This window comes from Streptomyces sp. NPDC091272, assembly GCF_044757485.1.
In the GTDB taxonomy this organism is placed as follows: domain Bacteria; phylum Actinomycetota; class Actinomycetes; order Streptomycetales; family Streptomycetaceae; genus Streptomyces.
On the sequence record NZ_JBIVVC010000012.1, the window covers coordinates 161,720 to 173,576 of the forward strand.

The 11,857-nt window shown below is 69.2% G+C and carries 11 protein-coding genes and 5 pseudogenes; 9 read left to right on the forward strand and 7 right to left on the reverse strand.

The annotated features are described in order from the left end of the window. The first annotated feature begins 192 nt into the window (after positions 1 to 192). The 5 genes and pseudogenes from ACIQM4_RS28515 to ACIQM4_RS28535 all read left to right on the forward strand — a co-directional run. Positions 193 to 861 carry an HD family hydrolase gene (locus tag ACIQM4_RS28515; RefSeq protein WP_401597299.1) on the forward strand — a complete coding sequence of 223 codons (669 nt, stop codon included), beginning with the start codon at positions 193 to 195 and terminating at the stop codon, positions 859 to 861. 97 nt (positions 862 to 958) lie between these two features. Next, positions 959 to 1,114, forward strand: a pseudogene (locus ACIQM4_RS28520) (Tn3 family transposase); the annotation flags it as partial. A 191-nt stretch (positions 1,115 to 1,305) separates the two neighbouring features. Continuing rightward, positions 1,306 to 1,494 (forward strand): annotated as a pseudogene (locus ACIQM4_RS28525) (SDR family NAD(P)-dependent oxidoreductase); the annotation flags it as partial. Positions 1,495 to 1,529: 35 nt separating this feature from the next. Then, positions 1,530 to 1,796: a VOC family protein gene (locus tag ACIQM4_RS28530; RefSeq protein ID WP_401597301.1), complete on the forward strand. Its 267-nt coding sequence runs from the start codon at positions 1,530 to 1,532 to the stop codon at positions 1,794 to 1,796. 190 nt (positions 1,797 to 1,986) lie between these two features. After that, positions 1,987 to 2,123 (forward strand): annotated as a pseudogene (locus ACIQM4_RS28535) (DUF4158 domain-containing protein); the annotation flags it as partial. A gap of 21 nt (positions 2,124 to 2,144) precedes the next feature. On the opposite strand, the gene ACIQM4_RS28540 reads toward ACIQM4_RS28535, so the two are convergent. After that, a complete protein-coding gene (locus ACIQM4_RS28540) occupies positions 2,145 to 3,098 on the reverse strand; it encodes a LysR family transcriptional regulator (RefSeq protein WP_401597304.1) in 954 nt (317 codons plus the stop codon). 71 nt (positions 3,099 to 3,169) lie between these two features. On the opposite strand from ACIQM4_RS28540, the gene ACIQM4_RS28545 reads away from it, so the two are divergent. Then, positions 3,170 to 3,817, forward strand: coding sequence for a maleylpyruvate isomerase family mycothiol-dependent enzyme (locus tag ACIQM4_RS28545; protein WP_401597306.1), 648 nt, complete (start codon positions 3,170 to 3,172; stop codon positions 3,815 to 3,817). A gap of 593 nt (positions 3,818 to 4,410) precedes the next feature. Here ACIQM4_RS28545 and ACIQM4_RS28550 read toward each other — a convergent pair. The 3 genes from ACIQM4_RS28550 to ACIQM4_RS28560 all read right to left on the reverse strand — a co-directional run bounded on the left by ACIQM4_RS28550 (position 4,411) and on the right by ACIQM4_RS28560 (position 6,577). Continuing rightward, positions 4,411 to 5,283, reverse strand: coding sequence for an alpha/beta fold hydrolase (locus ACIQM4_RS28550; RefSeq protein ID WP_401597308.1), 873 nt, complete (start codon positions 5,281 to 5,283; stop codon positions 4,411 to 4,413). Between the two features lie 162 nt (positions 5,284 to 5,445). Continuing rightward, complete coding sequence (locus ACIQM4_RS28555; RefSeq protein WP_401597311.1) at positions 5,446 to 5,622, reverse strand: hypothetical protein; 177 nt, start codon at positions 5,620 to 5,622, stop codon at positions 5,446 to 5,448. A gap of 244 nt (positions 5,623 to 5,866) precedes the next feature. Continuing rightward, positions 5,867 to 6,577: a hypothetical protein gene (locus tag ACIQM4_RS28560; RefSeq protein ID WP_401597314.1), complete on the reverse strand. Its 711-nt coding sequence runs from the start codon at positions 6,575 to 6,577 to the stop codon at positions 5,867 to 5,869. 577 nt (positions 6,578 to 7,154) lie between these two features. On the opposite strand from ACIQM4_RS28560, the pseudogene ACIQM4_RS28565 reads away from it, so the two are divergent. Next, positions 7,155 to 7,412: pseudogene (locus ACIQM4_RS28565) on the forward strand (ATP-binding cassette domain-containing protein); the annotation flags it as partial. 36 nt (positions 7,413 to 7,448) lie between these two features. Further along, positions 7,449 to 8,384 (forward strand): annotated as a pseudogene (locus tag ACIQM4_RS28570) (IS5 family transposase). A gap of 151 nt (positions 8,385 to 8,535) precedes the next feature. Here ACIQM4_RS28570 and ACIQM4_RS28575 read toward each other — a convergent pair. Together ACIQM4_RS28575 and ACIQM4_RS28580 are read right to left on the reverse strand one after the other, a co-directional pair. Then, positions 8,536 to 8,790 (reverse strand): hypothetical protein, encoded by a 255-nt coding sequence (locus ACIQM4_RS28575; protein ID WP_401597317.1) that lies wholly within the window; start codon positions 8,788 to 8,790, stop codon positions 8,536 to 8,538. Positions 8,791 to 8,907: 117 nt separating this feature from the next. Further along, the gene (locus ACIQM4_RS28580; protein ID WP_401597319.1) at positions 8,908 to 9,846 is read right to left on the reverse strand and encodes an alpha/beta hydrolase family protein; all 939 of its coding nucleotides are present in this window, start codon (positions 9,844 to 9,846) and stop codon (positions 8,908 to 8,910) included. A gap of 442 nt (positions 9,847 to 10,288) precedes the next feature. Between ACIQM4_RS28580 and ACIQM4_RS28585 the strand changes: the two genes are divergently transcribed. After that, on the forward strand, positions 10,289 to 10,546 hold the full coding sequence (locus ACIQM4_RS28585; protein WP_401597322.1) for a hypothetical protein: 258 nt from the start codon (positions 10,289 to 10,291) through the stop codon (positions 10,544 to 10,546). A 91-nt stretch (positions 10,547 to 10,637) separates the two neighbouring features. Here the strand turns inward: ACIQM4_RS28585 and ACIQM4_RS28590 are convergent, their stop codons facing one another. Further along, on the reverse strand, positions 10,638 to 11,369 hold the full coding sequence (locus tag ACIQM4_RS28590) for an alpha/beta fold hydrolase (RefSeq protein ID WP_401597325.1): 732 nt from the start codon (positions 11,367 to 11,369) through the stop codon (positions 10,638 to 10,640). Positions 11,370 to 11,857 lie beyond the last annotated feature (488 nt).

Below are 11,857 nucleotides of genomic sequence, written 5' to 3' on the forward strand. Positions count from 1 at the left end.
TCAGGGATTGACCGGACAGCCACCCGACGCGCCGACGCGGGGGATCCGGGACAGATTGAACGTGGGCGCACCGCACGGCCCGGCCGCCGGGCCATGCTCTCGGCGGCGCCCCCGTGCCCCTCCGCGGCTGGGGATCGCGCAAGCGATTCGTGGCACCGATGCCGCACCGGCGCCTCGTGTCACGATGGTTCCATGGACGACAGCTCAACGAATCTTGACAGGGGTTTGCTGGTCGACAGGACTCCGTTCCCCGAGAAACTGGACGAGCGGTTGCGCAAGCAGTTCACCTTTCTCATCGAGGTGGACCAGCTGAAGGCGATCCTTCGGCAGTCGCCGTTGGCCTGTGTGGAGCGGCGCGAGAACGACGCGGAACACTCGTGGCACCTGGCCATGATGGTGGCGCTCCTGGCCGAATACTCCGACGAGCCCATTGACGTGGGACACACCGTCCAGCTCGTACTCGTCCACGACCTCGTCGAGATCTACGCGGGCGACACGCCGCTCTACGACGGTGTGGCGGAAGCGGATCAGCAGGGGCGGGAGCAGGCAGCCGCCGATGAACTGTTCGCGCTGCTGCCCGACGACCAGGCACTGGCCGTTCGGGCCCTGTGGGACGAATTCGAGGCGCGTCGCACTCCTGAAGCGCGCTTCGCCAAGGCGATGGACCGTCTTCAACCCCTCCTGCTCAACTGGATGGCACGCGGCGGCACCTGGCAGGCACCGGGCGTCACGGCAGACCACGTGCGCAGTCGCAAAGCAGTGATCGGCGACGCCTCCACCGCGCTGTGGGAGGCCGGACGGTGCCTCATCGACGAAGGCCAGAAGCGCGGATGGTCCCGTAGCGGCGAACCCCCGCAGTAGACGCAGCGACAACCGCGGGTGCTTCGACGGGCCGGGATCAAGGCTTTCGCGTACGCCGAACCTCGCCTGGTGGCACCTGGGTGAATGCGGCAGCACGTACGACCTGCTGCGCATGTTCGGCCGCGACGGCCGCCCGACCCCGCTCGGGGCGGCGTTCGTGGAGTACGGGCGGATCGCCAAGACCGGGCTCCTGCTGCGGGTGCTCGACCCGGTGGACGATACCTACCCGCGGCAGATGGACCGGCAGCTCACCGACGAAGCGCACCTAGGACGTGCAGGAGCAGCACGCCGCGCGCCCTTCGGCTCAGGTCGCGCGCGGGACACCGTGGCGCAGGCCGTCGAGGACGAGGTTAAGGCTTCGCGGTTGCGGCGCGCGTCGGCGCGGAGCGGGCGTGGTGGCGGCAAGGGACCTCCATAAGATGAGTCCGGTTCCGTGTGTATCCGATGCGGATCACCGACGAGGGTCTGAACGGCCTGCGGGTCCTGGTCACCGGCGGCAGCCGGGGCCTGGGTGCGGCGACCGCGCGCCGGTTCGCAGCCGCGGGCGCGACCGTACTGGCAGACTCCCGCAGTCCGACCCGCTCAGGGTCGGCGCCGGGGGGCTCGCGCGCCCGCTTTGTTCACGAGGACGTCCACGCCGCCCACATGGTCGATGACGCGGCGGTGGAGTGCGGCCGCCCCCTCCTGGGTGGAGAGATCCGCGGACACGAAGGCAGTCCGCCCCCGGCCACACCGCCCCGGACTGGCCGGGAGGCGTCTCGCAGCAAGTCCACCTCGACTTCGGCGTCGAAGACCTCGCGACCGCCGGCCACGCCGCCACCGACGCCGGCGCCACCCGTCTGCGCCCCACCGAGGCACCCAGCGCCGACACCAGCACCGGCAGCCGCGTGTACGCCAGCCCCGCCGGGCATCCCTTCTGCCTCCGCGGGGCCTGAGACTGCCGTCGGTCATCGTGGGCGGCCGCGCAAGCGTCCACCGCAGTTGGGGCGGGATACCGAGGAACCTCCTCGTGAGGTGCGGGATGGCCTGCGCGGCCCTGCTGCCGTCTGGCAGCGCCGCGACGGTGGTGCAGCGGTCGAGGGTCTGGCTCGGCGGGGGTCGTGGAGCGAGAGGTGGATCCCCTCGTGGGCGCACGCGGAGGGCCCGAAGACCTTGTTCGGTCATGCGGGGGGGGCTGGTTGCGCCGGCGCCGGGTGCTGCTACCGGGAGCGAGAGTGCTGACTCGACAGGTCGCCGAGGTTCGGCGAATCGCTGACAGGAGGCCGTGTTTGGCTCAGCCGCCGTTAACCGCTCACCGCCGTGGTGAGTCCTGTACGCAGCAGGTCCAGGAAGACGGTGGCCGCGGGGCTGTAGGAGCCGTCCGTCCGCCAGGCCAGAGCGACCCGGCCGCGCAGCCGCGGTTCGGTGATCTCCAGCGTCCGCAGCCCGAAGGCCGACGCCGCGCCGTCGGGGAGGGCCGGGACCACCGCCACGCCGAGACCGCGGGCAGCGAGCTGGGCAAGGAACATCGGAGCTGCCGCCTCGAAGGCGATGCGGGGCCGGAACCCCGCCTGCGCGCATGCGCGGTCCAGTACCCCGCGCAGCCCTGTGCCACGCGGCAGGCTGATCAGCGGACGATCGCGGAGCTCGGCCAGCGGAATGCTTGTGCGGTCCGGTGAGGTGAGGGACGGGTCGTCCGGGGCGATGGCTGCGAGCAAGGGGTCGTCCGGGGCGACGGCTGCGACCAGGGGCTCGTCGACCAGGACCTGGAGGGAGATCCTGGGCGGGGCATCCTCCTCCGCAAGTCCGATCAGGGCGATGTCGAGTTCCCCTCGGTGGAGCGCGGCGAGCATCCACTCCGAGGTGTTCTCGGTCAGGGCGATCTCCACCTGGGGGTGGTCCTCGTGGAAGCCGGCCAGGACGGCCGCCAGATCGAACTCATCGGCTGCCGCGGCCGCGCCCGCAACGAGGCCGAGGGTGACGCTACCGCGCAGCAATCCGGTGAACTCGTCTGCGATCTGGCGTACCGCTTCGACGGCGCCGAGCGCCGCCCGCGCGTACGGCAGTACGGCCTTGCCCACCTCCGTCAGGGTCACTGACCGGCCGGAGCGGTCGAGCAGCGGGTGTCCAAGTTCCCTTTCGAGCTGGCGGACTTGGGCACTCACCCCGGGCTGTGCCAGGTGCAGCCGGGCGGCGGCGCGGGTGAAGTTGGCTTCCTCGGCGACCGTAACGAAGTACCGCAGCTGCCGGATGTCCATAACTGTTCATGCTAGCTACGAGACAGGCAAACTCTTGGACTTATGGCGGGGTTGCCGAGAGCCTTGACGCCATGGGGAACACGAGGCACCGGAGTCCAGCGGCGGACATCAGAGCCGCGATCGCAGCCGAACGCCGGGAGCTGGCGGCCGTGCTGGACGGTTTGTCGGCCGAGGAGTGGGACGCGCCGAGTCTGTGCGGAGGGTGGCGGGTACGGGAGGTCGCGGCCCATATGACGATGGGTTCTCGCTACTCGTTCTCCAAGATGACGTGGGAACTGATCAGATCGCGAGGCCGTCTCCATCGGATGACCGATCGATGCGCCCACAAGGACGCGGTCGCCCATTCGACGCGTGAGCACGCCGCATTCCTCCGTGACAACGCGGAGCACCCCTGGAGGCCGCCGGTCGGCGGGATCGAGGCAGCACTGGGCCACGACGTGATCCACGGCCTGGACATCACCGTCGCCCTGGGCCTCGACCGCCGGGTTCCCGAAGATCGCGTACGCATCCTGCTGGAGAGTGTCAACGCCAGGACCCTCAAGTTCTTCGGAGCAGACCTCGACGGCATCGAACTCCGGGCCGACGACCTCGACTGGTCCTTCGGTACCGGAACGACTCTGTCCGGCGCCGCACAGGATCTCCTCCTGCTCGCATACGGCCGACGGCTCCCCCCGGGACACCTCCGCGGCGAGCTGCACGACCGCTTCGTCGCTGCGTAGGCGTGACTGCGCCAGTCCGTGGGCGGTCCTCTGTACGCCTGTTGGCAGGCGTGACTGCGCCCCAGTCCGTGGGCAGTCATCTGTACGCCTGGCGGCCAACGACGACACCGCGGGCAGCAACCCGCGCCCCGCGCCGCCCCGCAGAACCGATACCGGTCGAGTCCCGCACGTCGCCGCGCCGGACAGTCGGAGAACTGTCGCGATCGTGGCTGTGACCGGCCGCTACGCCAAGTGGTCGCCGGCCTGCGGGAGCAAGTCGACTACCTGCGACCATGCGGGACACCGGTCTGTCCCTGGACTTCCGACACCGCCAACAGGCAGACGCACCGATCCGATTCGGCCCCATAGCACCCATGCACTGGAGCCAATGAACATGCGCATCGCCTCCTTCAGGGACTCGTCCTGCTCGCCACCGGCTTGGGAGCAGTACGCGCATCGGTTCGGTGTCGAAGGGGCGCTCCCCTGCGGGATGTTCGGGACTTCGGCCAGCGCCGATGCCGATGCCGAGATCACGGTCTTGCCAAGGCGCGGCTGCACATCAGCTCACCGCCGCCACCGCCACCGCCACCGCCCTGAACTGGTAGCTGAGCGCTTCAGTTGACCGGACGTCCGGCGAAGAAGTCCGCGAGGGAGGACGCGAGCGCCTCTGGGGCCTCTTCGGCCATGTGGTGCCCCGAGTCGATGCCGTGGCCCTGTACGTCCGGTGCCCACTGCCGCCAGATCTTCAGCGGGTCCCCGTACAGGTCCTCAAGGTCGTCCCGGAGCGACCACAGCGCCAGTGCCGGGCACCGGACCCGTACTCCGGCGGCGCGGTCGTCCTCCTCGTGCCGCCGGTCGACGGTGAGGCCGGCCCGGTAGTCCTCCAGCATGGCCCGCACCACGTCGGGGTTCCTCGTGGCGGCGTGCCACTCCTCGTAGTTCTCCTGGCCCATGCTCTGCGGATCGCCGCGGTACCAGCTGTCTGGATCGGCGTTGATGACCCGCTCGGGTATGTCCGGCTGGGCGAAGAAGAACCAGTGCCACCACTGCGTGGCGAACTCGGCCGTGATGCGGGACAGGTGCTCTGTGACGGGCAGACAGTCGAGCAGCGCCACCCGCGAGACCGCGTCCGGACGGTCGAGCGCGAGACGGAGCGCGGCAATGCCTCCGCGGTCGTGCCCGGCAAGCGCGAACCGGACATGGCCGAGGGAACGCATCACCTCGACCACGTCACCGGCGACGGCCCGCTTGGAGTACCCGGCGTGGTCCGCGGTAGGCGCCGGGCCGGTGGACCGACCGTAACCGCGGAGATCGGGACAGACCACGGAGAAACCGCGCCGGACCAGGAGCGGGGCGACGCGATGCCAGGTCGCGGATGTCCGGGGGTGGCCGTGCAACAGCACCACCGGCGGCCCCTCGCCGCCGTGGCGAACGAAAATCGACGCGCCATCGACCTGAACCTGCCTGGCCTCAAAGTCCTCGAACAAGGCCCGAACCTCCGCCGTCATCGAAGTACCGCCCCCCACACACAGCCTTGCTCCTGCCCCGTGGGCGCGGTGGAAACAACCACCAACCGAATCGCGACAGACGGGATTCGCCCACTGCGCGCTTTGATGAGCGAGTGACACACCGATCGGGGTGGTGGACGATCATCCTCGATGCGAACGAGGCCAGAACATGATCAGGAAAGCAACCAGTACCGGCAGCATGCCGCCGGCCGCCATCGCCCAACCCACCTTCGGTGAGGACGTCTTCGCCCCGACGAAGGCACAGAAGACTGCCATCAGCGCGAGGTAGACGAGCACGGGGATGGCGATCAGTATCATTCCTGCGCCCATAAGAGCTTCTCCAGATGTCTCACGATCGGCACGCTCAACTCGGTGCGTGCAGCACTGAGCAAGAATGTAGATCAAGCCGGTGCGACCCTCGCCGGCGCGTGACTCAGCTGCCGACCGTGGGTGCCCGGGGCCGCGCGAGGTCGCGCAACAGTCCCAAGCGCATTGAAGCCGCAAAATACGGGCCGCCCGAGCGCCCGGTCGAGTTCGGCGCGTTCCTGAATGACGCGGGCGTTCAGGAGTTGAGGCGGTGGAGTCGCTCGGCGGCGCGCGCCAGCGCGCGCCGGACCAGGTGGTCGTCCTTGTAGGCCTGGCTCGCGTGCAGGTCCTGAAAGACGAGAAGGACGGCGTAGTTGCCCTCGCGGATCAGGTAGAGCGACTCCCCGCTCGGCGGCCAGTCCGCGGAGCCTCCCAGGGTGGTGACGCGTCGGAGTGCGACGCTGTGGTCGCCGAGTGCGGGGGCGGCCGGAGTGCTCTCGTTGAGTGTGCGGCCGTACGGGTCCCCGTACGGGGCCGGGACCACCTGGCCGTCGCAGGCCCGGGGGGATTCGACGAGGGACCGCTCCAGGCGGTCGATGTCCTCGCCGGGGAGCCGGGCGGCCCGCACACTGATTTCGTAGATGCTCCCGCCGTCCGCTTGGAAGACGGCGGAGGACGCGGGGACGGTGGCAGACGACTTCGGGAGTTGGAGGCTTTCCTCGACCCGTTGCCGGAATGCGAGCATGATGCGCTGGTTGCGGTGGCAGGCCGCGTTGACGGTCTTGGGCACGTCCGGATCCGCGGTGGTGGCGACGCGGGCCGGAGTAACACGTACCCACGGGGCGCCCAAGTCCTTCTGCGTCAGCAGGTCGTACCCCGGGAGGGCAGGGCGTGGTGCGGGCCCGGAGCGTGTGACCAGCACAGGAGCGACAGCCAGGAACGTCAGCGCCGCCGCAGCGAGGCGCACGGAAGGCATCCTCCGGCGGCCAGGCGAGCGCGGTATTCGGGGGGTCACCACCTGAGCCTAATCGCCGGGCAGGGGCAAGCCGCGGACGGCAGGTCAGAGGGGCTTCCGGGTCGAGGGACGGGACAGGACGGGACGGGACAGGACGGGACGGGACAGGGCGGGACAGGATGGGACGGGACGGGACGGGACAGGACGGGACGGGACAGCACGTCCTACCGGAAAAGCTGTTCCGCTCGCCCAGCCTCGTGTGCCTGCACACCGGGATGATTCGGGCAGCAGCCGACCCGGGCCAGGGGTGCGCATCGAGCGCAGTGCAACGGACAACGGATGCGGCCGGTGCGCACACCATCACCCACACCGGTGCCCGCCCCCGGGATCTTCCTGTGGTTCCCGCTGGAAGAACGGATCTTGTCCCTTGCACGGCCCGGTGATTGGCTCGACGCATCCCCGGACGCCCCCGAGTGCGGAAGGCCACCTCAGCCATGACGACTCCCTTGTCGATCGGTCTCGTCCAGACGGCCGCACGGCATCACGCAGCCGAGGACCTGGACACGTTCGCGGCGGACGTACGGCGCCTGAGCTGCTCGACCAGGTACAGCTCAGCTCCCGGGACGCCAACGTACGCCCCCGCAACCTGTCCGGCGGCCAGCGCCAGCGGGTCGCCATCGCCCGCGTCCTGGCCGTGCGCTCCAGGACCCTGGTGCTGGACGAGGCCGTGGCCGCACTCGACGTCTCCGTACAGGCACAGATCCTCAACCTGCTGGCGGACATCCGCGAACAGGCCCGTCTCACCTGTCTGTTCATCACCCACGACCTAGGAGCTGTCCGGCCGATCTTGTGAAAGTCGTCTGGCCGGATCGTTGTTCTGTGCATAGGGCGGGGTGGACGCGGTGATCTGTCGGACGCAGAGTGGGAACGGCTGCGGCCGTTCCTGCCGGTGAGCAAGGGCCGGTGTGGTCGGTGGCGCGATCACCGGCAGATAATCGACGGGAATCTGCACCGGGTACGGACCGGAGAGCACTGGCGCGACCTGCCGGAGCGGTTCGGGCTGTGGAAGACGGTTTACGAGCGCACCGGCTCTGGTCCGCCGACAGCTCCTGGGAACGGCTGCTGCAACAGGTCCAGGCCACAGCCGATGCAGCCGACGAGATCGACTGGGACGTCTCGGTGGACTCCACCATCGTGCGCGCGCACCTGCATGCGGCTGGCGCCCGCAACGATCCGCCGCCAACCCTCGCTACCGCAAAGGGGGACGAGACGCTGGAACACCAGGCCGAAACCACGCGGCAGAGCCTCGTCGGCCAGCTGGTGGAGGTGGTGCGGGAGGCGAGGTCCTGGGTCGTTCGCGCGGCGGCTTCACCAGCAAGATCCACCTGAGCGCGGGCAGCCGCTGTCGCCCGCTGTCCCTGATCATTACACCGGGGCAGCGGGCCGACTGCACCCAGTTCGCGCCGGTGCTGGAGAAGACCCGCGTCCCTCGCTGCGGCCTGGGTCGAGCCCGCAAGAAGCCCGACAGCGTCGCGGCCGACAAGGCATACAGCAACGGTCCTTGCCGTCAGTACCTGCAGCGACGCGGTATCCGGCACACGATTCCCGAGAAGACCGACAGGCCGCCCGCCTGCGCAAGGGATCGCGAGCCGGACGACCATCGGGGTTCGACGAGGACCGGTACAAGAAGCGCAACACCGCCGAACGGACGATCAACTGCTTGAAGCAGTCCCGGGCGGTCGCGACTCGCTACGACAAGCGCGGCTACGTCATCCTCGGCACCACCGCGGCGTCCGTCGCCATCTGGCTCCGAACATGACGTCCTGTGCAACCCAGCAGCAGACATGCTGGTTCTGGCGCCGGGCGCTGCTGATGAGAACACCCCAGATCACTCACGATCGCGTCGGCGATCTCCCTGACGTGTTCGGATGATCCCAGTAGTACCGGTGTCACAGGCGCGCGGGCACGGCTCAGGCCGAGACGGGCGTACGGGACAGAGCGGTGCGCAGCGCGAAGACGCCGAGCAAGCCGCCTGACGCGAACCGCTGAGCGGTCATCACGCGAGGCCGGGCGGCCAGAAACCCCGACACCCGTGCTGCGCCCAGCATGATCAGAGCGTTCACGGAGATCCCCACGATGATCTGTACACCACCGAGCTGGGGCAGTTGCGCCCAGTCCGGGCCCGCCTGCGGATCCATGAACTGGGGCAGAAGAGCGGCGTACATGAGAGCGACGCCCTCGACCCTCCGGGAGACGGTGCCGCGCGGCTTCAGCCGCGGCGGGTGCTGACCACGGTGGGCCTCCGTCCCGCAACACGGGACGCGAGGCCGCGGTGGCGAGGGCTACTTGGATACCAGGTGCCCCAGTGGGTGGTTGTCCGTAAGGACGGCTTCAGCCTGCCGCCAGTCGGTGTGGTCAACGCCGGTGACGTGCCGCAGGTAAGCGAGCGTGACCTGCTGAACAAGAGCGACACGGCCGGGGTCCTCGTCGGTGGTCTCCGCCACCTGGTAGCCGGAGATGCCACCGAGGAAATGCTCACCACCCAGCACGGTGAGCAGACTCTTGTCGCCGTGGCTGAGCGTGTATGGATCGGTCGTCCAGTCCGCGCCCCGGGTGGTCAGCGGGAGGTCGTCCTTGTCTCCGGCGACGACGAGGCCGGGGGCGGTGACGTGAGAGAAGTCCTGGTCGCGGAGCCAGGGAAGATGCTCGTGGGCAAAGGGAGTCAGTTCGTCGTCGCCCTTGCCTGCGGTGGCCAGCTGGATGCTCGCCATGACCCGGGCATCGGAAAGGTCCTCGACGGCACCGGTCTGCGGGTCCGTGACGCGCAGACCCACCAGGATGCCGGCGGTCTGGCCGCCGAAGGAGTGCCCGGCCGCGACGACACGGCTGCGATCCATGCGGCCGGACAGGCCCGGCACCGCCGCCTCCAGGGTGGGGAGCTCGTCGAGGATGCACCGCATGTCCTGTACTCGGTAGCGCCACATCCGGGGTCGGCGGGGATCGTCGGCGGGGAGGTCGAGCCGCTTGGAGTCCAGGTGGGTGGCCTGGACGACGACGAAGCCACCGGCCGCCCAGTGGTCGATCAGCGGGGCGTAGCCGTCCAGGTTCGAGCCGAAGCCATGGGCGAAGAGCACAACGGGCAGATTCGTGCCGGTGGTGGGAGCGGTGACGCGGACGTGCAGGTCCTCGCCGCGCTGCGGAGCGCTCAGCACGAGCGGCTTGACGGAGACCGTCACCGAGGGGGCAGGGCCGGTGAGGCCGGTGGTGTGGTGGGTGATCATGCGTGTGTCTGCCTTTCAAGAGGTGGCGGGCCGGGGAAGGTACAAAGTGCGCTCGGCGCCGAGGTGGCCGGACTTGTCCGTATCCGGTTCGTCGCGCGGGTATGGCGTGTTCGGGCGAGGAAAGGGCGGATCCCGCCCGCAGCGCCGCGCCGCCACCCCTCCGACCCGGACACCACCGGCACCTCCGGTTCGAGCCGAGAAGCAGCAGGCACTTGCTGGGCCGCGATTCCATTTCGACGGCCGCGCGGTCAGCCGAAAAGAGAGCCTGGCCGTCGGCACACAGCTCAGCGACAACGTCCACGCCGGAGCGTGGACCCGGTCGCGCTCCGTAGTTCCAGCCGGGCGCGGCCGAGATCGGGAGCTGACACCGATACTTCTACATAGGGCCATGAGACCAAGTCAGTTGGGATAGCGTGGAGTTCCATAGTTGAGGAGGAAACCTGTGCTCCTGCTGTTCCCCGTATGGGCCCTGGTTTCTCTGGTGTGGGCATTACTCGTTTGGCTGTTTCCATCTCAACGCGTGCTGGGTCTGGCGATCGCGGGTACTCACCTCTCTCTGTCCGCTTCCACGGTGCTTTGGGGTGTCGTCAGTGGACCGGCGGACGGCGCGCTTCCTGAATGGATCATTGCCCCTGGAGTCGTTTCCGCACTGATCCGGGTGGCCGTCGAGCTCTCGGGCACCCATGGGCAGCGGCCATGAGCTGAAAAGCCGAAGCTTCCAGGTCCGTGTCCGCGAGCCCAACCCTCCCGAGGTGGCAGCGGGCCACCCGCCACACCACACCGGCCACCGCTCAGCTGCGAACAGGCAGTTGCAGGGCGAAGCGGCGGACAGCGTCGGTGAAGGCGGCTGGATCGTCGAAGTTCGCGAGATGTCCTGCCCGCGGGATCAATTCGACGCGGGCGTTCGGATGCGCGTGGGCGAAACCCCTCTCGCCGGACCGGAAGACGGTGTCCTTCTCGCCGTTCAGAATGAGCACGGGGGCTGCCACATGACGCATCGAGCCCGCGTCGAAGCGACCCAGCACCTCACCCCAAGCTGCCGGCAGGGTGTGGAAGGCGTATCCAGAACGTATGGTCGCCTCCACCACGTCGGGAGGGTAGAGCCGGCGCAGCAACCGGTCGTTCCACCGGGCCAATCGGTTCGCCGGAATGCGAGGGACAAGTCCGGCAGCCCACCGGTACGGGGTTGCCCATGGGCCACGAGTCGAGGCGCTGGCGCCCGCGAGGACCAGTCCCCGCAGCTGTTCGGGGCGGCACCGCGCGAACTCCAGCGAGGCGTATCCGCCGAGCGAGTGCCCGACGACCAACGCCGGCCCGTGGTCGAGCGATGCCACTGCGGAAGCGATGATCTCCGTCGCCGCGTCAAGGCTCCAGGGTTGAGCAGAGCGAGCTCCGTGGCCCGGTAGGTCAACAGCGGCCGCCCGGAAGTCCTCGGCGAGTGCGGCGAGTTGCGGGCTCCACTGTCCCGCGCTGAGCCGCGTCCCGTGTACGAAGACGATGGGCGGTGCACCCGCTGCAGTCATGAGTCCCCCAGATCAGCACTTGCGTCGAACTGACCCTACCGGCGGGGCATTTCGGCGTTGAGATGGGGAGATGTTGGTCGGCGAGGGCGCCCAGTCACAGTGCGGCGCGCCGTCCGGGAGTTGTGCCGTGCGGCGCGTGACCGTCATCCTGTCCGGGCGGTGGAACGATGCGGGTTCGGTGCGACTCAGCCATGGCGCCTGGAGCCACCGCGCGTGCCGCGTGGTTCCCGCTCCATTACGGGCGGTGCGATCGGCGGCCGATGGCAGCGCGTCCGGGTCATCGGACAACGGCCCGGCCACGGCTGCGGCGAACCCCCGAACTCTCCTCCCGCAGGCCGACCGGGCCCATCCTCGACCCGCTCGCGGGCCTCGCTGAGGTGGGTCCCTACGGCTTGCGTCCGATCACCTCACGCGCCAGGCCCTGGGTCCACATCACAGGTCTCGTCCCGTTGCCTGGCAGGCGTGAACTCGATCCGCGGCGCCCGGCC

What these genes read in the sequence shown, in the direction of transcription:
- ACIQM4_RS28555 (WP_401597311.1), bottom strand. Translation starts at nt 5,622, where the DNA reads ATGATACTGATCGCCATCCCCGTGCTCGTCTACCTCGCGCTGATGGCA.
- ACIQM4_RS28580 (WP_401597319.1), bottom strand. Translation starts at nt 9,846, where the DNA reads ATGATCACCCACCACACCACCGGCCTCACCGGCCCTGCCCCCTCGGTG.
- ACIQM4_RS28545 (WP_401597306.1), top strand. Translation starts at nt 3,170, where the DNA reads ATGGGGAACACGAGGCACCGGAGTCCAGCGGCGGACATCAGAGCCGCG.
- ACIQM4_RS28540 (WP_401597304.1), bottom strand. Translation starts at nt 3,098, where the DNA reads ATGGACATCCGGCAGCTGCGGTACTTCGTTACGGTCGCCGAGGAAGCC.
- ACIQM4_RS28590 (WP_401597325.1), bottom strand. Translation starts at nt 11,369, where the DNA reads ATGACTGCAGCGGGTGCACCGCCCATCGTCTTCGTACACGGGACGCGG.
- ACIQM4_RS28575 (WP_401597317.1), bottom strand. Translation starts at nt 8,790, where the DNA reads ATGTACGCCGCTCTTCTGCCCCAGTTCATGGATCCGCAGGCGGGCCCG.
- ACIQM4_RS28515 (WP_401597299.1), top strand. Translation starts at nt 193, where the DNA reads ATGGACGACAGCTCAACGAATCTTGACAGGGGTTTGCTGGTCGACAGG.